The organism is Streptomyces sp. 2114.4, assembly GCF_900187385.1.
GTDB lineage: Bacteria > Actinomycetota > Actinomycetes > Streptomycetales > Streptomycetaceae > Streptomyces > Streptomyces mooreae.
In genome coordinates this window covers 6705732-6723946 of sequence record NZ_FYEY01000001.1, presented here as the reverse complement: position 1 = coordinate 6723946, position 18215 = coordinate 6705732, and the positions used below count along the sequence as shown (strand labels likewise).

Below are 18215 nucleotides of genomic sequence, written 5' to 3'. Positions count from 1 at the left end.
CGGCTCAGGTCGCCGGGTAGCGGTCGATCGGGGGCGGCTTGGGGGCGGGGGCTCCGGACAGGCCGAGGGTCGCTTCGTACGCCTTCTTCCAGTTGCCGTTCTTCTCGTTCGCGGCGAGGGCGTCGTCGAGCGCGAACCGCAGCGCGTTGTCGCCGCGGGGCACGCCGATGCCGTACGGCTCCAGGGAGAACGGCTTGCCGACCACCTTCAGCTCGTCGCGCGCCTTGGCCGCGTAGCCCAGCAGGATCGCGTCGTCGGTGGTGACCGCGGCGACCTGGTAGGTGAGCAGGTTGTCGACGCACACCGAGTAGGTGTCGTAGGCGACCAGCACGGCCTTGGGGTACTCGGCCTGGATGCGCTGGAAGGGGGTCGAGCCGGCCGCCGAGCAGACCCGTTTGCCGGCCAGGTCCTGCGGCCCCTTGATGTCGTGCTCGTCGGTGCGCACCAGCAGCGACTGGCCGGCCATGTAGTACGGGCCGGCGAAGCCCACCAGCTTCTTGCGCTTGGCGTTGATGGTGTAGGTGCCGACGTAGAGGTCGATCTGGCCGTTCTGCAGGGCCGTCTCGCGGTTGGCGGAGGCGATCGTCTGGAACTGGATGGTGTGCGGCGGGAAGCCGAGGGCGGCGGACATCATCTTGGCGATCTCGATGTCGAAGCCGGTGTACTGGCCGGTGGCCGGGTCCTTCTCGCCGAGATAGGGCTGGTCCTCCTTGACGCCGATGATGAGGTGGCCGCGGCGCTTGGCCCGTACCCAGGTCGGGGAGGCGGGCAGCGAGAAGTTCTTGGCGACCGGATAGTGCGGCAACTCGCTGCCCTTGGGGCCCTTGACCGGCGGGCTTCCTTCCCGGCCGCAGCCGGCGAGGGCCAGCGCGAGCACGGCGAACACGACGAGCACGCAGCCCACGAGGACGCGGCGCAGGGGCGAGGAGTGGCAGTGCGGCATCACGGCACCCCCGTTCAGTGCTTGAGGATCTTGGAGAGGAAGTCCTTCGCCCGTTCGCTGCGCGGCGCGGTGAAGAAGTCCTCGGGGGTGCGGTCCTCGACGATGCGGCCGTCGTCCATGAACACCACACGGTTGGCGGCAGAGCGGGCGAAGCCCATCTCATGGGTGACCACGACCATCGTCATGCCGTCCCGGGCGAGCTGCCGCATGACCTCCAGCACCTCGTTGATCATCTCCGGGTCGAGGGCGGAGGTCGGTTCGTCGAAGAGCAGCGCCTTGGGGTCCATGGCCAGTGCGCGGGCGATGGCGACGCGCTGCTGCTGGCCGCCGGAGAGCTGTGCCGGATACTTTTCGGCCTGGGAGGCGAGCCCCACCCGGTCCAGGAGTTCACGGGCGCGCCGCGCGGCCTCGTCCTTCTTTTTCTTCCGGACCTTTATCGGCGCCAGCATCACATTGTCCAGCACCGTCTTGTGGGCGAAGAGGTTGAAGGACTGGAAGACCATGCCGACCTCGGCCCGCAACTGGGCCAGTGCGCGGCCCTCTTCGGGCAGCGGCCGGCCGTCCAGCTCGATGGTGCCCGACTCGACGGTCTCCAGGCGGTTGATGGCCCGGCACAGGGTGGACTTCCCGGACCCGGAGGGCCCGATGACCACGACCACCTCCCCGCGGCCGACGGTGAGGTCGATGTCCCGCAGGACATGCAGTTTTCCGTAGTGCTTGTTGACCCCGCGCAGTTCAATCAGCGCATCACCGGCCATATGCAGACCTGCCCACTCTCATCCGTACAGCGGAGAACTCGCAACCTACCGGGGCGAATAGGGCGCTTCTCCCTTGACACGCACGTATGCGGAGAGATGGGCGGGTGAATCAGGGTGACGGAGGAACCCGGCGCGAGGCCGGCGCGGGCCGTTGCCGCGGCATCCCGGGCGGAGGAGGTCAGCTCTCCGAGACCTCGGCGTAGACCTGCGACAGCTCCGGCGCGCCGATATCGGCCCACCCATGACCCATGGCCACCACGTCGATCTCCCGCCCGGACTCCAGCCGGACCACCGGCTGCCCGTCCGGCCGGACGTGCCACGTGGCGCCGGGTACCGTGCGGACGACGACCGTGCCGAGGTAGAGACCGGCGTCGTTGCCGAGCCAGGGCAGCACCTCCGGGTCGTCCCGCCAGACCGGCCGCAGCTGGTCCAGCGCCTCCAACGACCTTGCGGAGTCGTCCAGTTCCACGCCCTCCGTGGCGGCCTGGGCCCTCAGCAGTTCGCACTCGGACAGCAGCTCGACGACGCTTTCGGGATCGGCCCGCACCGACTCCGCGAGCGGCACGGACCGGTGCGCATGCTGCCGCTTGCGCCACTTGTCCAGAAAAGACATGTTCATGGTCTGCAGGGTCCCACCCACCCTGTGGCCGCGGCCACAGGCGCGCGGCACACCCGTACCCCGTTCGTCACCTTGACGCTTCCCCCGCACCTCCCTACCTTCATGGCGCTCGGATCGGATCTGACCGGCCCCCAGGAGTCCCCCGCCTCTCGCAGGACCGGCCTGGAACACCCGCTCATGCCTGCCCGCCCGCGCCCACGGAGGGATACGGACCGATGCGTGTACGACGATGGGGCACCGCCCTGGTCCTGCTGCTCACCGCGACCGCACCGCCGGTCACCGCTGCCGAAACCGCGACGGCCGTCGCGGCGCACCCGTCGCCGGCCGGAGCACCGCCCGGCCCGCTGCCCCTGGCCAGGCTCTTCGACAACCGGGCGGTCAGTGACAACTCCCGGCCCGAGGCGGCCGATTTCGACGGGGCGGGCCGTTCGCTGTCCGCTCAGGACCTGGCGGCGGCCGGCTGGTCGCCCGGGAGCGCCCTGACGCTCGACGGGGCCCGGCTCGCACTGCCGCGCACCGCGCCCGGGACGCCGGACAACGTCCTGGCGGACGGCCAGCCGGTGGCGGTACGCGGCCGGGGCGAGGCGCTGACCTTCCTGGTCGCCGGGACCGGCGGTACGGCCACCGGCACCGGGACCGTGCGCTACCGGGACGGGTCGCACAGCACCTACGAACTCACCGCGCCCGACTGGCGGTCGGGGCCGGCGGCCACCAAGGCGGTGACGCTGCCGCACCTGAACGCTCCGGGCGGGCAGCTGCCCGGGACGGCACGGCTGTATGCGGTGACCGTGCCGCTGCGAGCGGGGCGGGAGGTGGGCTCGGTGGTGCTGCCGGAGGCGTCCGGGCCGTCCGGTGCGCTGCATGTGTTCGCGGTGTCCGTACGGGACACCGGGCGCGGCAGGACCGGGAGTTGGGCGGCGAGCACGGCGGGCTACCGTACGGTCGGGCCCTGGACCGACCGTACGCTGCGGCTGGTGGTGCACAGCGGTGCGGGCGGGCCGCGGGCGCGCATACGGATCGCCAACACCTTCGCCGCCGCACCGGTGGACATCGGGGCGGCAAGCATCGCGGTGCGGGGCGCGGGGGCGGCGGCGAAGCGCACACCGGTGCCGCTGACGTTCGGCAAGGGGCACACCGGCGTCCGCATACCGGCCGGGGCCGAGGCGTTCAGCGATCCCGTCGACTTCACCGTTCCGGCCGGCACCGATCTGCTGGTGAGCCTCCATCTGCCGGGAACGGTGACGGCGGCGCCGGTGCACCAGGAGGCGGCCCAGCAGTCGTATCTGAGCACCACGGGCAGCGGGGACCGCACCGCGGACGCCGGGGGCGCTGCCTACACCGGGACGATGACCTTCTGGCCGTTCCTGACCGGCGTCGATGTCGCGGGCGGGCCCGGCTCGATCGTGGCACTGGGCGACTCGATCACCGACGGGGTGAAGTCGACGAGCGGCACCAACCGGCGCTGGCCAGATGTGCTGGCCCGCCGCTTCCAGGCGCAGCACGCGCTGCCCCGCTACGGCGTGCTGGGCCAGGGCATCTCGGCGAACCGGATCGTCACCGACCGCTATCCGGGCGACGGGGTCAGCACGGACACCGGCGGGGTGAGCGCCCAGCACCGGCTGGAGCGCGATGTGCTGGCGCAGCCCTCGGCGCGGACGGTGGTGGTGTTCGAGGGCATCAACGATGTGCGCTGGGGGACCTCGGCCGACGAGGTCATCGCCGGTCTGCGGGCCCTCGCGGGGCGGGCGCACGAGCGGGGGCTGCGGGTGGTGGTGGCGACCATCGCGCCCTGTGAGGGCTACCCCGACTGCACCCCGGACGTGGAGGCCCGCCGCCAGGCCGTCAACGCCTTCGTACGCGGCCACGCCGGCACCGTCTTCGAGGCGACGCTGGATTTCGACGCCGTACTCCGCGATCCGCAGCGGCCCGCACGGCTGCTGCCTGCCTACGACAGCGGCGACCACCTCCACCCCGGCGACGCGGGCCTTGCGGCGCTCGGCAACGCGGTGGACCTGCGGGCGCTGGTCCCGGGACGGAGCTGAGGCCGTTCCCGGGGCCTGCCACCCGGCGCCCCGCAGCCCCCGGCCGGCCCGCGGCGGGCTCCCGGCCGGGGCCGTCACACCCTCCTAGACATCGAGGTCCACCACGACCGGGGCATGGTCCGAGGCGCCCTTGCCCTTGCGCTCCTCGCGGTCCACATACGCGTCCGACACGGCCTTGGCGAACGGCCCGTTGCCGTAGACGAGGTCGATGCGCATCCCGCGGTTCTTGGGGAAGGCGAGCTGGCGGTAGTCCCAGTAGGTGTAGGGCCGGTCGTACTTGAGGGGGCGCGGCACGACGTCCGACAGGCCCGCCTCGCGCAGGGCGGTCAGGGCGGCGCGCTCGGCGGGCGTGACATGGGTGGCGCCCTCGAAGACGGCCGGGTCCCAGACGTCCTCGTCGGCCGGGGCGACGTTGTAGTCGCCGAGGACCGCGAACGGGCGGGAGCCCGCCGCGTCCTCGGCGACGGCCGTCTTCAGCGCCTCGAACCAGCCGAGCTTGTAGGTGTAGTGCGCATGACCTACCTCGCGGCCGTTGGGCACGTACACCGACCACACCCGGGCCGGGCCGCAGGTCGCCGAGACGGCCCGCGGCTCCTGAACCCCGTCGTAGTCCGGGCCGCCGGGCAGGCCCTTGACCACGTCGTCGAGCCCCACCTTGGACAGCACGGCCACGCCGTTCCACCTGCCGTCGGCGTTGACCGCGGCTTCATAGCCGAGCTCGCGCAGTTCGTCGTACGGGAACTGCTCGGCGGTGCACTTGGTCTCCTGGAGGCACAGCACGTCCGTGCCGGTGCGCTCCAGCCAGGCCAGCAGCCTCGGAAGGCGGGCGGTGATCGAATTGACGTTCCAGGTCGCGATGCGCATGCCGGTAAACCTACCGCGCGGCACTGACAGCCGGCCCTCAGCCGAGGGCGGTCCGGTGCCCCGGGGTGAGCCGGCCGTGCTCGGCCCCGCCGCCCAAATTTTCGATCATGGAGTCGTAGACCGGGCGGGCGCGGTCCTGGAGCAGGCTGTCGTGGATGTCGATGGCCCGTCGCGGCGCGACCTCGCGCACATAGTCGATGACCTCGGCGACCTTGTTCCAGGGGGCGTGGACGGGCAGCAGCAGGGTGTCGACCGTACGGCCCTCCGGGACGGTGAGGGCGTCGCCCGGGTGGAAGACCGTGCCGCCGTCGATCAGGAAGCCGACGTTGGTGATGCGCGGGATGTCGGGGTGGATGACGGCGTGCAGCTGGCCGTGCACCTCCACCTCGAAGCCGGCGGCGGTGAAGGTGTCCCCGTCGCCGACCGTGTGCACCCGGCCGGGGAACGCTCCGGCGAGCTGGTCGGCGACGCTGGCCGGCGTCCAGATCTCGGCCGCCGGGTTGGCCTCCATACCCGCCCGCAGCCGGTCCTCGTTGAAGTGGTCCATGTGCTCATGGGTGACCAGGATCGCGTCCGCGCCGACGGCCGCGTCCTCCTCGCTGAAGACACCGGGGTCGATGACGAGCGTCCGCCCGTCCTTCTCCAGCCGGACACAGGCGTGGGTCTTCTTGGTGAGTTCCATGGGCCCATCTTGCCGTGACGGGCCGCGGTGCGTGTGCTCCCGCCCCCCGGCTGCGGGCACGCTGGGCGCGCCCTTCCCGTGCACATGTCTCCCGAGCGTGCCCCTCACCCTGGACGCGCTCCTCGCGGGCCGTGTGCTCCCCGGCCCTCAGGCCTCGGGCGTCGTCTCCTCCCGTATCACCCGCTGGGCGACCGCGAAGGCGGAGTTCGCTGCCGGGACACCGCAGTAGACGGCGGTGTGCAGCAGGACTTCCTTGATCTCCGTGGGGGTGAGGCCGTTGCGCAGGGCCGCGCGGGTGTGCAGCGCCAGCTCGTCGTGGTGGCCGCGGGCGACCAGCGCGGTGAGCGTGATGACGCTGCGGGTACGGCGGTCCAGGCCCGGCCGGGTCCAGGTCTCGCCCCAGGCGTAGCGGGTGATGAAGTCGTGGAAGTCGCCGGTGAAGTCGTCGGCGGCGGCCTCGACCCGGTCGACATGGGCGTCGCCCAGGACCTCACGGCGGACCTTGATGCCCGCTTCATAGGTGGCGCCGCGGGCCTGTTCCGGCTGGGCGAGGCCGGACTCTATGGCGGCGGGCGGCGCCATCGGGGGCGGCGGGGGCGCGATCTGCGGCTTGGGTGCCGAGGCGCCGAGGGCGGTCTGGCCACCAGGGCCGGGCTTGTCGTGCCAGGCGGTGGAGAAGTGCCGGATGAGGAGTTCGGTGACGGCCGAGGGCTGCTCGACGGGCGCGAGGTGGGAGGTGCCTGGCACCAGCGCCAGGCTCGCGTCGGGTATTCCGGCGACGAGGGTGCGGGCGTCGGTGGTCGGGGTGACCTGGTCCTCGGAGCCGACCACGGCGAGGGTGGGGACGCCGATCCGGCCGAGGGAGGACCGCACGTCGAAGGATGCCAGCGCCTCGCAGGCGGCGATGTAGCAGCCGGGGTCGGTGGTCCGCACCATCTGGACGGCCCATTCGACGATCGCGGGCTGGGCACCGGCGAAGCCCTGGGTGAACCAGTGCTCGGGCGCGGTGCGGGCGATCGGTTCCAGCCCGTTCGTGCGGATGACCACACCGCGCTGACGCCAGGCGTCGGCGGTGCCGTACCGCGGCGAGGTGGACACCAGGGCGAGCGAGGTGACCTGGTGCGGGCGGGTGAGCGCCAGCTGGATGCCGATGGCTCCGCCGATGTCGCAGCCGGCATAGCCGAAGCGGTCCACACCCAGGGCGTCGAGGGTGGCGATCAGCCGGTCGCCCAGCTCCGCGATGGAGGCCGCCGCGTGGGCGGGCGAGCCGCCGTGTCCGGGAAGGTCGAAACGGATCACACGCCAGTGGCGGGTCAGCTCGGGGATCTGCCGGTCCCACATGTGCCATGTGGTACCCAGCGCGGCGCCGAGGACGAGTACGGGGGCGTCGTCGGGACCATCAATCCGGTGTTGCAGGGTCTTCTCACTCACCCGGCCACGCTACCGGCTCTTTGACGGAGTCCTGACGCCCGGGTCAGGAAGAGCCGTCGGAGTGTGCCCGCCGGCCACGACCGAAGCGGAGTTTGCGCAGGTCAGGGCCTCTACCGCCTAGACGACGTGGACAATCGGATGACTCGGCTCGTCGTAGCTCACCATGCTCCGCCGGTACGGACGCCGGTGCCTTGCTCGTGATCAGGACCGGGGCGTCTTCTGTCCCATCAAGGCAGCCTTGCAGGGTGTGCAGATGTCTCACTTACCCCCTACGCGCTCTCAGATCTCACAATTTCTCACGTGCTGGGGTCGGAACCCCGTGCAAGCCATCCCACGCTGTGGCGGCTTCGCGAAGATCTTCCACGTCCGGCTTGACGTACCACCGCTTGGTGGTCTTCGCGTTCGTGTGTCCGGCCCACCGCGCAAGGATGTGGTCCGGCACGCCCTTGTTCGCCAGGTACGTGAAGCACGACGCACGAGCGTCGTATACCCGAACGCGACGGAGGCCAAGGAGATCCATGAGCCGGTACGCGCGTCGACGGAACTGCTTGATCGTGAACGCCACGCCCGTCTCGTGCACCAGGACGTAGCCGGAGGCTACGTAAGCCTCGCCCAGAGCCAGCTTCTCCTTGGCCTGGAGAGCCTTGAACGACGTGAGGGCAGCCAGCACCGGAGCGGGCAACGGGAGTGCCGGTTCGCCGGCCATCGATTTGGTGTCCTTCTCCACCACGTACCGATTTCCCATCATCGTGCGCGTGTTGGCGATGGTGATACTGGCGGCATCCAGGTCGACATCTGTCCACCGAAGTCCGCAGACCTCAGCCGGGCGTAGGCCCATGAGAGACAGTAGAAGCGGAGCGTAGAGCCGCTCTTCCAAGATCCCATGAACGAACGTCTGCACCTCCTGAACGTTCCAGGGCATCACCTCCTGCTTGTTCTTACGCTCTTCCTTGCGTGCCTTACGCGGAATGCTCACGTGCTCGGCCGCGTTCACGGACACCAGCCGACGCGTCACTGCCCGACCAAGAGCCTCCTTCAGCCGGGCGAGGCTCATGTCCACGCTGGTCACGCCGAGCGGGGTGCCAGCCTTACCTCCACGTAGGCGCCCATGTTTCAGAGCCCAGTTCATCCACTCTTCCACATCCTCTTCCCGGAGTTCCTGAAGGCGGATATGGCCCAACTTTCCCCGTGTGCGGTCGAGGGTGATCCGGTAGTTGTAGATAGTGGTTTCTTCCAGGTCTTCAGCCCGCATGGCTAGCCACTCGTCAAGCCACTCATTCACGGTGATCTTATTAGGCGGTACGAACGTCCCTTCGTGGCGACGGCTAGTGATGCGTGCGTACTCAGCCCTCGCTTCCTTCATCGTGTCGAACGTACGCGTTAGCTGCTTGCGCTTCCCGGTGGCGGGATCGATCCCTACATCGACCACGAACCGGTACCGGACCTGCCCCTTGGCGTTGGGCGGGAGCTTCTTTATCGGAACGGACAGGATTACTCACTCTCCTTCAGCGCCTAGAGACGCCACGTTGGCTAGGCTCAGTGGTATTTGCGAAGTGCACGCGGCCATCCGGGCATCACCAGATGGTGCCGTTCTCTTCCTCTTCTGGGTTTAGAGAGCCGTCTATTGCGTCTGCTACGGCTCCCCCGCCGCGCGCAGTCGAATGCGAACACCCTCAATGGTCGTCACGATCGCCGGATTGGCTAACCGGCGATCGTGGTCTATGTTGCGCATCGCATCGGAGGAATCCGACAGCTCCTCAGGCTGGCCACAGTCAGGAAGCCAGCCGGTATGAGCGCAGGGCTGGGGTTGCGCCGTCCGATACAAGCGCCAGATGACCGTCATCCATGAGGCGGTCAAGACTTCGCGCCGCAACGCGCTCAGTGACCCCGACCGCACGGGCTACGTACCGAGTATCAGCTCCGGGGTGTGCCGCAACGTGTGCGAGGACAGCTCGGTCAACGCGATAGCCGCGTTGCAGCAGATCCTCGCCGAACAGCCCGGCCGCGCAGACTCAGAGGCACAGGCCGGTGGAGACGGCTCCGTAGTCGCCCGCCGCCTGGCCAGACCAGGCGTTCAGCGCACCAAGCGCGAGGAGAACGGGAGAGGTGAAGCGGACAGATCGAATAGGGGAAACAGACAGACGTGCCTCCAAAAAAGGGAGCGTTCCAGCAAGGCTGCAGTAGCCCGGCGCAGGATTCCGAATTGGTCACAACCCTGGCCGCACCGGAACAACTGCACCTCAGGCTTGGTGTCATCCGAGGCGTTATACCTTGACATGATCTCGGCGAAGGCTTCCAGTCCTTTGGAGTCTTTTCTTGTCTGCTGTGGGCGAATGCCTCTCCGAGAGCCTGTGTGGAGCCCCCCATGCTGCTGGAAAAACTCGTTAGGAAGGGCCTAGTACTCCAGTTGTAGATCGCGATCTTCATGCCTGAGCGGCTTGTCGCTGGTAGTGGCTGGCCTGGGACCGGACCTGGTGGTGGCGTCGCCAGTGGGACCAGTCGAGCCTGTGGGACGTGTCGTGGACAAGCCGAACGATGAGTGCGTTGAACAGGCGCTGGATCTCGTTGCAGGTGAGCGGTATCAGCCCGTCCGTCCTGGGGCGGCGGGCGTCTTCGTCGGCGCGGACGACGGCGAGAAAGGCATGGGCGAGCATCGCGAGGGTGACCCAGCGATGCCAGGACGTCCAGCGTCTGACCTGGTGTTCGTCCAGTCCGGCCAGGCCCTTGCCGGACTGGAAGGTCTCTTCGACGGTCCATCTGCGCCCGGCGACCTGCACCAGGGTGGACAGCGGCCTTTGAGTCGCTGAGTAGCAGCGGTAGAAGGCGAGTTCGCCGATGCGCCGGTTGCGGCGCATGAGCAGATGATGGTGGCCAGGCCGGTCGTCGACGATGTCGGCCAGGGCCCAGTCGTAGAAGCGGTGCCCTTTTGCTCCGACGCCGGCGGAGAGCTTCTGCCAGGCCCGCTTCGGCAGCTTCTTGACCAGGGCGTCGGCCCTGAACTTGCCCGCGTGGGTGGCGATCTGGTGGTCGCGGCCGACGGCGAGTACGTAGCCGGTCCCGCGTCTTTCCAGCTCGGTTCGCAGGTGTGGGTTGCCTCCGTAGACCTCATCGCCGGCCACCCATGATGCGGGGACGCCGGCGTCCAGCGCGCGGCTGATCATGCGGGCGGCGAGGGCGGGTTTCGTGGTGAAGCGGACGGTGTCGGGTATCCCGGCCGCACGGCAGCGGGCCGTGTTCTCGGTCCAGGAACGCGGGACATATAGCTCTCGGTCGATCGCCGCATGCCCGAGCGGGGTGGAGAAGGCGAGGTAGACGGCGACCTGACTGTTCTCGATGCGTCCGGCGGTGCCGGTGTACTGGCGCTGCACACCCACCGTGTGCGTGCCCTTCTTCAGGTCGCCGGTCTCATCCACCACCAGCACCGTGTCTTCGTGGCGCAGATGCTCGACGACAAAGCTGCGGATATCGTCACGTACCGCATCGGCATCCCATTTGGCCCTCGACAGCAGGTGCTGCAGACCGTAGGGGGTCGCATCCCCGGCATGCTCAGCGAGCGTCCAGCAGTTCTTGCGTGGCAGCTCCGACAACAGCCCCAGCACGAACGCCCGTGCCCGGCGCCGTGGTTCCACCCGCACGAACCGCCCCACGATACGGCCCATCAGGACCTCGAACGTCTCCTGCCAGCGGCCGGAATCTATGCTGTGCCCCGCGGCCACCGACTGATCTTCTGTCTTCACACACCGATGATCACCGGTGGCCGCGGCCGCTCCCGGACCGGTCCACCGGCATGATCACGGCCTGACCGCGGAGTGCTGCCCGATCCAGCCGGTGGCGGCCATCACCTCGCGCGCGATGTCCGCGACAGCACGTCCGTCCGTCGCGACCCTCACCGCATCGGCAGGAATCCGCTGATCCAGCAACCGCGCCTTACGCGTACTGCTTTCCCACTCCGTCTCCAGCTCCGAGCCAAGTTCCCGGCGCTCCAGCCGTGCACGTGTAGTGGCGTCGGTGGCCGTGAGCAGAACCCTAACGATCCGCACCCGGCTACCCATGGCCCGCTCGAACATGCCGGACGCCTCAGGCATCACGCTCAGCGTGTTCGTGTAGATCAAACGCCGGTAACCCCGCCGGGCGTAGTTCGCCCACACCGCAGTCAGATTGCTCTCAGTGATCTCCGCGCGGTGAGGGTCTCCCTCCGGAGCCGGATGCACCTGCCCCATGAAGTCACCATCGATGACCGCGTGAGGAACCGCAGCGCCCCGCAGCAACGCCGAAACCTCCCACCCCACACTCGTCTTGCCAACCCCGGCCCGTCCTCCGATGAGCAGCGCTTCTGCATGATCCATGTCCGCAGCCTGGCAGCCCACCTCTGTCTGATGCGATCGAATATTGATCAGCCAAGATCGCGATCTACAGCTGGAGTACTAGGCCGCGGCATAGCTGAGGCGGAACTGTTCCTGGGCGCCTTCCACCACATCGCGTTCGCTAGGCAGTTGCACCTCCAGGGGCTCTGCGGTTCCTGAGGCGTCTCGACCTGGGATCGAAGCAGCGGAGGCCCTGGCAACGCGGTGTCGTCCGCCAGAACTACGGCCTCGCCATCGGCGTCAACCTCCTCGGCCTGATCGCCGGCGCCGGCGGCTCGATGGACCCGGTCCTCGCCGCCCTCCTCCACAACACCAGCAGCATCGCCGTCGTCGGCAACTCGGCCCGCCTGGTAAACCACACCCCGCACCTCCCGCACACCGCCGACGAGGTACTGATGGCGGCGCCGCTGGAGGACCGGCGGGTGCGCTGAGGCGGCTGCCGCGCGTGCCACTCATACAGCCGCTCCCCCCAAGTCCCTTAGCACGCGGCCGGGTTGAGCCCGGCGGATTCGACAGACGAGCCGACCCCCCGGACTCTAATTAGCACTGACATTCATCGGGCCCCTGATGCACACAGCGCAGATCGCTGAGGATGCAGTCGGGATCCACCCGAGCGGCTTACCGGCCCGAGGTCGTAATGATGCGCCGTGGGTGTGCGACCCAGCGGGGTTTGCCACAGTGCCGCCAGAAAGAGCTCCGCGTCGAGTTCCGCCGGAGCGCGAGCACGACATGGGGCCGCGTCGCATGGCGAGCGATGGCATCGAGATCCTGACGGTCGATCACAACGGGATCGCTGGTTGCCGATAGGGCCTGTCCGGCGGATCTTGCCGGACAGGCCCCTGATCCCGAGGGGGGCTCAGCGCTTGAGCGTGAAGGTGAAGTCGCCGGAGAGCTTGCCGCTCAGCCGGGCTACCGAAACGAGTTTCCCCTCCGTGATCAGTCTCTCGACCTCGGCCCGCGAAAGACCGCAACCTTCAGCGATCAGCCGCACCGGCCGGACAGGGATCCGCGCTGCAAAGCGGACCGAGACGTCGATCACCTCGCGGTCCAGGTGATCCGATCCGCCGGTGTCGAGGCGCCAGGCGTTGTCCCAGTCGAGGGCGATGCGATTACGGCGCCGCACGACCGGATCCTGGAGCAACTCAGCTGCCAGACCAGGGTCGTTGTCATGCATCCGGTCCAGCAGCTCAGGTCGTACGGAGCGCACGTTCATCCGCTCCAGGACCGTGAGCTTTACCGTGTCCCCGCAAGCGGTACAGAGCACGAGGAGCCAGGCGTCGAGGAGCTTGTGGTTTGCATTGACGCGAAATTTACCGTTTGCCCGGAAGCGCTCGGACGCGCACGCGTGGCAACGGCGGAGAACGGTCGGCAGGCAGGTGGGCATGACCACCCAGCTATTGAGCACAGAAGTACACCGGTTTCAGTGAGAAGTCCGCAGCAAAAAGGAGCGCAGGCGCACATGCGCGACGCGCGACACATCAGCTCTTGGGAGGTCTCACAGGGTGTACAACGGCACGTCCTTGACTAGACGACTTGGCTCGGCAACACGGTAATGGCGCTCAGCGGCGCTGTTCCACTGGTTTTCGAGCGCCCCACGCCAGGTGCTGTCCAGCGGATCATGGACTGCCGGTTTCCCACATCCGCACACCTCTGTCCACGGACAGTAGCCCGTCCGTCTACAAGGATCTTGCGCTGTCCGCTCTCAACCTCTGACACTTCGGTGCTGCGGCGGCATGAAGCCGCCAAGCCCGCATCCGGAGGCTCACCGAGGAGGAGCAATTTCGCGCCCAACTCGCCCGCGTGCTCGGGGGAATGCATCGCGACGACTCGCACGGGCCCGCCGCGAACGGGCGCGAGCAATCCCAGGTCGGTAACGATCGGCCCGTGCTGAAAGGACTAAGTGTATTGATCACGAGCGTTGTTAACAGCCGCTGGGTCTTGATCAATGGCGAAGACCTCCGGTGTGGTGGAGGTGTCTACGCTTCACCGCACGGAGGTCTTCGTGTCCCACCGTAATGCCCGGCTGACCGTCTTCGGCAGGCGACTGCTGGTCGATCGTGTCTACGCCGGCCGCCCCGTCGCCCATGCCGCAGCCGAGATGGGCGTCTCCCGCGTCACGGCCCACAAATGGGTCCGCCGCTGGCGAACTGAAGGCGAAGCAGGCCTGCACGACCGCTCCAGCCGGCCCCGGACAACACCGCACCGCACTGCGGCCCGAACCGAGTCACAGGTGTGCCGCCTGCGGCAGGACCGCAAACTCGGCCCGGCCCGCATCGGTCCGATCCTGGGCCTGCCCACCACAACCGTCCACCGGATCCTGACCCGGCACGGTCTGAACCGGCTGGCGTTCATCGACCGGCCCACCGGCCAGATCATCCGCCGCTACGAACGCCAACGCCCAGGAGAACTGGTCCACGTCGATGTCAAGAAACTCGGCCGGATCCCCGACGGCGGCGGCCACAAAGTCCACGGCCGCGACGCAGGCCGGCCCATCCGCGGCATGGGCTTCGACTACCTGCACTCCGCCGTCGACGACCACTCCCGCCTGGCCTACACCGAGATCCACACGGACGAGAAGGTCGCCACCTGCGCAGCCTTCCTCGCCCGGGCCGCCGCGTTCTTCCGCCGCCACGGCATCAACCGCATCGAACGTGTCCTGACCGATAACGCCTGGTCCTACCGAAACCAGCAACACCGAGCGCACCGAAGCCCTGACAGACTTCCTCCACACCTACAACCACCACAGCTGCCACACCGCACTCAAAGGGCAACCGCCTATCAGCCGTGTGAACAACGCTACGGGTCAATACACCTAGGGCGTAGGCACGCACAGGGGAGCGCCCCGAGCAATTGTCAAAAGCCGTGGATCAGTAGCTGTTCACATGGTCTCGTGGTTCAGGTGAATGAGCCCTTCGACGGAGCCCAGGCGGGCCTGCATGGCGGGGTCCGCAACCGGCGTGGTGGTGAGCAACAGCGTCTGGGCCCACGGGTGTTCCGGAGCGTAGAGGTTGTCTTCACCGCCGTCGCCGGGGATCGGGTTGGGCTGGATCTCGACCCGTCCGTTGGGGCTGCTGGCGAGGTGGTAGACACCCCGGTAGTCGCTCTCGTGCTCGGTGAAGACCAGCCCGAGACAGTCACTGACGAGCCAGACCAGGTCGTCGGCGGTGTGGGTGCTGGTGCCGTAGGTGTGATGGTCGGTCATGGTGCATCAGACCCTATGCCGCGACGGTGACGGGACGCTCGACCAGTTGGCCGCGTTCGAAGCCAGCCCCGGCTCGGACGAAGGTGACGAGGTGGGGTGCGTTCACGGCCCGCCACCGCTGATGGTCGGACTCGACGAGCTTGAAGGCCATGGCCAGGGTGGCGGTGCGGAAGCGGCACCCGAGTGACCTTGGTGCGCAGGCGGACGGTGGCGCCTGGCTCTCCCTGTGACGCTTGCGGCACCGCGCCCAGCTCGTCTGACTGCTCCACTCCGGCGACGCCCAGTAGCCCGCCGCACGCAGAAGCCCCGCAGGAGCATGAGCACCATTCCGGCGGGGCAGCTCGTCGCACGCGCTCTCACACGCGTCTCACAGACTGTGTGGACGCCCCCAGGCTCAGGGGCTCCGACATGGTCTTGAGGGCCACTCCCGGCTTCGGCTGGACGCCCCAGGACACGGGTTACGACCTGTGCCATGTGGTACCCAGCGCGGCGCCGAGGACGAGTACGGGGGCGTCGTCGGGACCATCAATCCGGTGCTGCAGGGTCTTCTCACTCACCCGGCCACGCTACCGGCTCTTTGACGCGGTCCTGACGCCCGGGTCAGGAAGAGCCGCCGGGTGTGCCCGCCGGGCGCGCCCGCCGGGCGCGCCCGAGGCGGGGTTTGCACAGGTCAGGGCCTCCCTGTGGAGATGGTGTGGACGACCGGGTGACCCGGCTCGTCGTAGCTCACCCATGAGTCGCCGGTACGGACGCGGGTGCCTTGCGCGTGACCAGGACCGGGGCGTCTACCGGCCCATCAAAGCAGCCTTGCAGGGTGTGTCGATATCTCACTCACCCCCTTCACGCTCTCAGATCTCACCAAGCTCACCTGGCCATGCGGTGGAGCCCGGAACAGATCCGTCACGCTCTTCGCAGACGGTTCCCCGACCGGCCGGAGATGCACGTGGTCCACGAGACGATCTATCAGGCCCTCTACGTCCAAGGCCGCGGGGAACTACGCCGTGTGCTGGCCAGAGCCCTGCGCACCGGGCGAACCCGGCGCAAGCCGCACCGATACGCCGCCTCCCGACAGCCGCGTTTCTCCCGTCCCATCGTCATGATCAGCGAACGGCCCGCCGAAGCGGACGACCGCGCCGTCCCCGGCCATTGGGAAGGCGACCTGATCATCGGTAAGGACGGCGCCTGCGCCATCGGCACCCTGGTCGAGCGGGCCACCCGCTACGTCCTGCTCGTCCACCTGCCGGGCGGCCGCGGCGCCGAAGACGTCAGCACGGCCCTGCAGACCACCGTTCAGACGCTGCCGCGGCACCTGGTCTCGGGTCGGTCAGCGATGCCAGCTCCACCGGGGCCGCAACGCGTTCGTCAAGGCTGAGGCTCAGCTCCGAGAGGACCGAGACCACGCCCACCACCCGGCATCGGCCGGCGTCAGCGGTCACCGCAGCCACTGTTCATGGACCCGTCGGCGGTCCTCTCGGATCCGTTGCTGGTCGTCGCGGGGGCGGAACAAGGAGCCGGGCCCCAGGTCACCGTCCATGAGCCGCCCGACCATGAGTCCGACGCCGCCCAGCGCCGCCACGAGCAGGAAAGCTCCGAAGCCGCCGAAAAACCCGGCGAAGCCCAAAGCCATTCCCGCAATCAAGCCGGCCATAGCCCTACTCATCATGTACTCCTTCGCCGCGATGTCGACTTCCACTACGTCCAGGCTCGTCATCCGCTCCACTGCGGAGATCACGTTCTCCCGCACGACTCGCGACCTCGGCGATCGCGACGCCGTAGTCGACGACGAGCTCCAGGTCGATGGCGGTCTGCACCTCGCCGACCTCTACCTTGACCCCACGTGTGGCGGATCTGCCGCTGCCGGCTCCGGGCACCCGTTCCCGGACGCCCCCCATGGAGCGGGAAAGTCCGCCGCCCAGCGCATGCACACCGATCACCTCGCGGGCCGCAATCCCGGCGATCTTCAGACCACGACGTCCTCGATGGTGGTCCGGCCGCGGGAGCCCGGGGCAGCACGCCTCCCTCCCGCGGCTCTCGTTGTGCCTCCGCCTGCGGACTCCCTGTCGGAGGCCGCGGGCCGATTCCGTCCTCCAGATTCACCCATAATCGAAAATTCCCCCTCAAGAGGGCATACTCGATTTATCTCGCTTTTCGATTCATTTTAGATGCCCTTTGTTTTGTTCGCCTCCGCGATGCGGCCGACCTGGGACGGGGCTGCCGGACGAGGGCGCAAGCGGCGGTACCGGGCAGCCTGGGCGCAGCGTGTCTGAGGAAGTGCGGCGGTAGATGAGGCCGGCGCCGGTGGCGGCTGACGCAGGATGCCGGCTGCACTGGCAGCAGCTCGCTCTCGGCCGACTGCTGCCGGCTTGGCGGACCCGAGGACGGGGCCTGGAACACGAACACCCGGCGTGCCAGGTGCTGAGCCGCGCGGCCTCCGGTATCCGGGGCCGCCTGGCACGGCGTGCATCCGTCTGGCCGGTCGGTCTTTTCAACGGTGGCGGCGCTGCAGCACAAGCCGGCCCACCAGCGCTCCGCCGAACACCACCACGCCCACACCGACCAGCCAAGACTGGATGACCAGGACGGTTCCGATGGCGCCGTAGATGACAGCACTGGATGCAATCAACGGCGAGAAGACGAGCCGGGAGAAGACCCGGAGACCGATCAGCCCGGTCACCGTAGCCACCGCACCGGGCAGCAGGGCGCCCCAGCCGACCCGTCCACCGAGCAGCATCCGCTGCGACCACCAGAAGAACAGGACAGCGCTCAGCAGTGCGGCCAACGTGAGAGTCAAAGACTGTCGCCACAGCGTGGTGGTGGCGGACATGAAGAGGTACCCGACGAGTACGACGAGCCACAGCACATGCCGCCACCGGGCATACCAGCGCGCCGGCGAGAGCTCCCAGACCCTCTCGTAACCGGTCTGCACCGCCGACCCCAACGACAGACCGAAGACCGCGAGGGTGGCAACGCCGAAAGCGGTAGTCGTCCGTGCTGCCTGGCCGGGCCGGGTGAACAGCTGCCCGATCTGCTCCCGGGACGTCGTCGACACGCCGATCCCGTCCCCCAGCCACTGCGCGAACCCCCGCCCGTGTGTCGGATCAGCCGCGGAGACCACGATCAGCAGTGGCACCAGCGTGAGGAACCCGAGCGCCGCAAAACCCAGTGACCGCGACCCCAGCTCCAGCTCACGGCCCCGTCTCCATCCGCGCCCGACCGGCGAATGCCGGATCACCCGGCGCAGCCGTCCGAACAAAGAGGGACGGCTCTCGGCATCGGAAGGCTTCATCGGCATGCCTGTCGACTACACGGT

15 protein-coding genes and 5 pseudogenes are annotated in these 18215 nt (G+C 68.4%); 4 read left to right on the top strand and 16 right to left on the bottom strand.

Going from position 1 to position 18215, the window contains the following annotated elements:
- Nucleotides 1-4: 4 nt before the first annotated feature.
- From CFW40_RS29695 to CFW40_RS29685, 3 genes are all read right to left on the bottom strand, one after another.
- A complete protein-coding gene (locus CFW40_RS29695) occupies nt 5-943 on the bottom strand; it encodes a glutamate ABC transporter substrate-binding protein (RefSeq protein ID WP_088802439.1) in 939 nt (312 codons plus the stop codon).
- A 14-nt stretch (nt 944-957) separates the two neighbouring features.
- A complete protein-coding gene (locus CFW40_RS29690) occupies nt 958-1701 on the bottom strand; it encodes an amino acid ABC transporter ATP-binding protein (protein WP_088800876.1) in 744 nt (247 codons plus the stop codon).
- 178 nt (nt 1702-1879) lie between these two features.
- Nucleotides 1880-2320: a DUF6278 family protein gene (locus CFW40_RS29685; RefSeq protein ID WP_088800875.1), complete on the bottom strand. Its 441-nt coding sequence runs from the start codon at nt 2318-2320 to the stop codon at nt 1880-1882.
- A 215-nt stretch (nt 2321-2535) separates the two neighbouring features.
- Between CFW40_RS29685 and CFW40_RS29680 the strand changes: the two genes are divergently transcribed.
- Nucleotides 2536-4362, top strand: coding sequence for an SGNH/GDSL hydrolase family protein (locus tag CFW40_RS29680; protein ID WP_088800874.1), 1827 nt, complete (start codon nt 2536-2538; stop codon nt 4360-4362).
- An 84-nt stretch (nt 4363-4446) separates the two neighbouring features.
- Here the strand turns inward: CFW40_RS29680 and CFW40_RS29675 are convergent, their stop codons facing one another.
- The 6 genes from CFW40_RS29675 to CFW40_RS29645 form a co-directional block, all read right to left on the bottom strand.
- Entirely contained in the window at nt 4447-5226 is a 780-nt protein-coding gene (locus tag CFW40_RS29675) for an exodeoxyribonuclease III (protein ID WP_088800873.1), read from the bottom strand.
- A gap of 37 nt (nt 5227-5263) precedes the next feature.
- Entirely contained in the window at nt 5264-5908 is a 645-nt protein-coding gene (locus CFW40_RS29670) for an MBL fold metallo-hydrolase (RefSeq protein WP_088800872.1), read from the bottom strand.
- A 147-nt stretch (nt 5909-6055) separates the two neighbouring features.
- Nucleotides 6056-7339, bottom strand: coding sequence for a 4-carboxymuconolactone decarboxylase (pcaC, locus tag CFW40_RS29665; protein ID WP_088800871.1), 1284 nt, complete (start codon nt 7337-7339; stop codon nt 6056-6058).
- Between the two features lie 286 nt (nt 7340-7625).
- Nucleotides 7626-8768 (bottom strand): site-specific integrase, encoded by a 1143-nt coding sequence (locus tag CFW40_RS29660; RefSeq protein ID WP_088800870.1) that lies wholly within the window; start codon nt 8766-8768, stop codon nt 7626-7628.
- A 994-nt stretch (nt 8769-9762) separates the two neighbouring features.
- On the bottom strand, nt 9763-10998 hold the full coding sequence (locus CFW40_RS29650; protein WP_088800869.1) for an IS701 family transposase: 1236 nt from the start codon (nt 10996-10998) through the stop codon (nt 9763-9765).
- A gap of 132 nt (nt 10999-11130) precedes the next feature.
- Nucleotides 11131-11685 carry a hypothetical protein gene (locus CFW40_RS29645; RefSeq protein WP_088800868.1) on the bottom strand — a complete coding sequence of 185 codons (555 nt, stop codon included), beginning with the start codon at nt 11683-11685 and terminating at the stop codon, nt 11131-11133.
- A 296-nt stretch (nt 11686-11981) separates the two neighbouring features.
- On the opposite strand from CFW40_RS29645, the gene CFW40_RS29640 reads away from it, so the two are divergent.
- Entirely contained in the window at nt 11982-12134 is a 153-nt protein-coding gene (locus CFW40_RS29640) for a hypothetical protein (protein WP_305524056.1), read from the top strand.
- 425 nt (nt 12135-12559) lie between these two features.
- On the opposite strand, the gene CFW40_RS29635 is transcribed toward CFW40_RS29640, so the two are convergent.
- On the bottom strand, nt 12560-13108 hold the full coding sequence (locus CFW40_RS29635; RefSeq protein WP_088800867.1) for a DUF1062 domain-containing protein: 549 nt from the start codon (nt 13106-13108) through the stop codon (nt 12560-12562).
- 597 nt (nt 13109-13705) lie between these two features.
- Here CFW40_RS29635 and CFW40_RS29630 point away from each other — a divergent pair.
- A pseudogene (locus CFW40_RS29630) lies at nt 13706-14519 on the top strand (leucine zipper domain-containing protein).
- A gap of 62 nt (nt 14520-14581) precedes the next feature.
- On the opposite strand, the gene CFW40_RS29625 reads toward CFW40_RS29630, so the two are convergent.
- The 3 genes and pseudogenes from CFW40_RS29625 to CFW40_RS29620 form a co-directional block, all read right to left on the bottom strand.
- Entirely contained in the window at nt 14582-14905 is a 324-nt protein-coding gene (locus tag CFW40_RS29625; protein ID WP_088800866.1) for a hypothetical protein, read from the bottom strand.
- A gap of 13 nt (nt 14906-14918) precedes the next feature.
- Nucleotides 14919-15117 (bottom strand): annotated as a pseudogene (locus CFW40_RS38415) (IS256 family transposase); the annotation flags it as partial.
- A 255-nt stretch (nt 15118-15372) separates the two neighbouring features.
- A pseudogene (locus tag CFW40_RS29620) lies at nt 15373-15462 on the bottom strand (3-oxoadipate enol-lactone hydrolase); the annotation flags it as partial.
- A gap of 215 nt (nt 15463-15677) precedes the next feature.
- Between CFW40_RS29620 and CFW40_RS29615 the strand changes: the two are divergent.
- Nucleotides 15678-16217: pseudogene (locus CFW40_RS29615) on the top strand (IS30 family transposase); the annotation flags it as partial.
- Nucleotides 16218-16337: 120 nt separating this feature from the next.
- Here CFW40_RS29615 and CFW40_RS29610 read toward each other — a convergent pair.
- The 3 genes and pseudogenes from CFW40_RS29610 to CFW40_RS29600 form a co-directional block, all read right to left on the bottom strand.
- Nucleotides 16338-16565, bottom strand: a complete 228-nt coding sequence (locus CFW40_RS29610) for a hypothetical protein (protein WP_088802438.1) — start codon at nt 16563-16565, stop codon at nt 16338-16340.
- Between the two features lie 6 nt (nt 16566-16571).
- Nucleotides 16572-17006 (bottom strand): annotated as a pseudogene (locus CFW40_RS29605) (Asp23/Gls24 family envelope stress response protein); the annotation flags it as partial.
- A gap of 384 nt (nt 17007-17390) precedes the next feature.
- Complete coding sequence (locus CFW40_RS29600; protein ID WP_256331720.1) at nt 17391-18191, bottom strand: YhjD/YihY/BrkB family envelope integrity protein; 801 nt, start codon at nt 18189-18191, stop codon at nt 17391-17393.
- Nucleotides 18192-18215: the final 24 nt, after the last annotated feature.

Coding starts and splice junctions, on each gene's coding strand:
- CFW40_RS29610 (WP_088802438.1), bottom strand. CDS start 16,565: ATGAGTAGGGCTATGGCCGGCTTGATTGCGGGAATGGCTTTGGGCTTC.
- CFW40_RS29670 (WP_088800872.1), bottom strand. CDS start 5,908: ATGGAACTCACCAAGAAGACCCACGCCTGTGTCCGGCTGGAGAAGGAC.
- CFW40_RS29600 (WP_256331720.1), bottom strand. CDS start 18,191: ATGAAGCCTTCCGATGCCGAGAGCCGTCCCTCTTTGTTCGGACGGCTG.
- CFW40_RS29625 (WP_088800866.1), bottom strand. CDS start 14,905: ATGACCGACCATCACACCTACGGCACCAGCACCCACACCGCCGACGAC.
- CFW40_RS29680 (WP_088800874.1), top strand. CDS start 2,536: ATGCGTGTACGACGATGGGGCACCGCCCTGGTCCTGCTGCTCACCGCG.
- CFW40_RS29690 (WP_088800876.1), bottom strand. CDS start 1,701: ATGGCCGGTGATGCGCTGATTGAACTGCGCGGGGTCAACAAGCACTAC.
- CFW40_RS29675 (WP_088800873.1), bottom strand. CDS start 5,226: ATGCGCATCGCGACCTGGAACGTCAATTCGATCACCGCCCGCCTTCCG.
- CFW40_RS29695 (WP_088802439.1), bottom strand. CDS start 943: ATGCCGCACTGCCACTCCTCGCCCCTGCGCCGCGTCCTCGTGGGCTGC.
- CFW40_RS29645 (WP_088800868.1), bottom strand. CDS start 11,685: ATGGATCATGCAGAAGCGCTGCTCATCGGAGGACGGGCCGGGGTTGGC.
- CFW40_RS29640 (WP_305524056.1), top strand. CDS start 11,982: ATGGACCCGGTCCTCGCCGCCCTCCTCCACAACACCAGCAGCATCGCC.
- CFW40_RS29650 (WP_088800869.1), bottom strand. CDS start 10,998: ATGGGCCGTATCGTGGGGCGGTTCGTGCGGGTGGAACCACGGCGCCGG.
- CFW40_RS29685 (WP_088800875.1), bottom strand. CDS start 2,320: ATGAACATGTCTTTTCTGGACAAGTGGCGCAAGCGGCAGCATGCGCAC.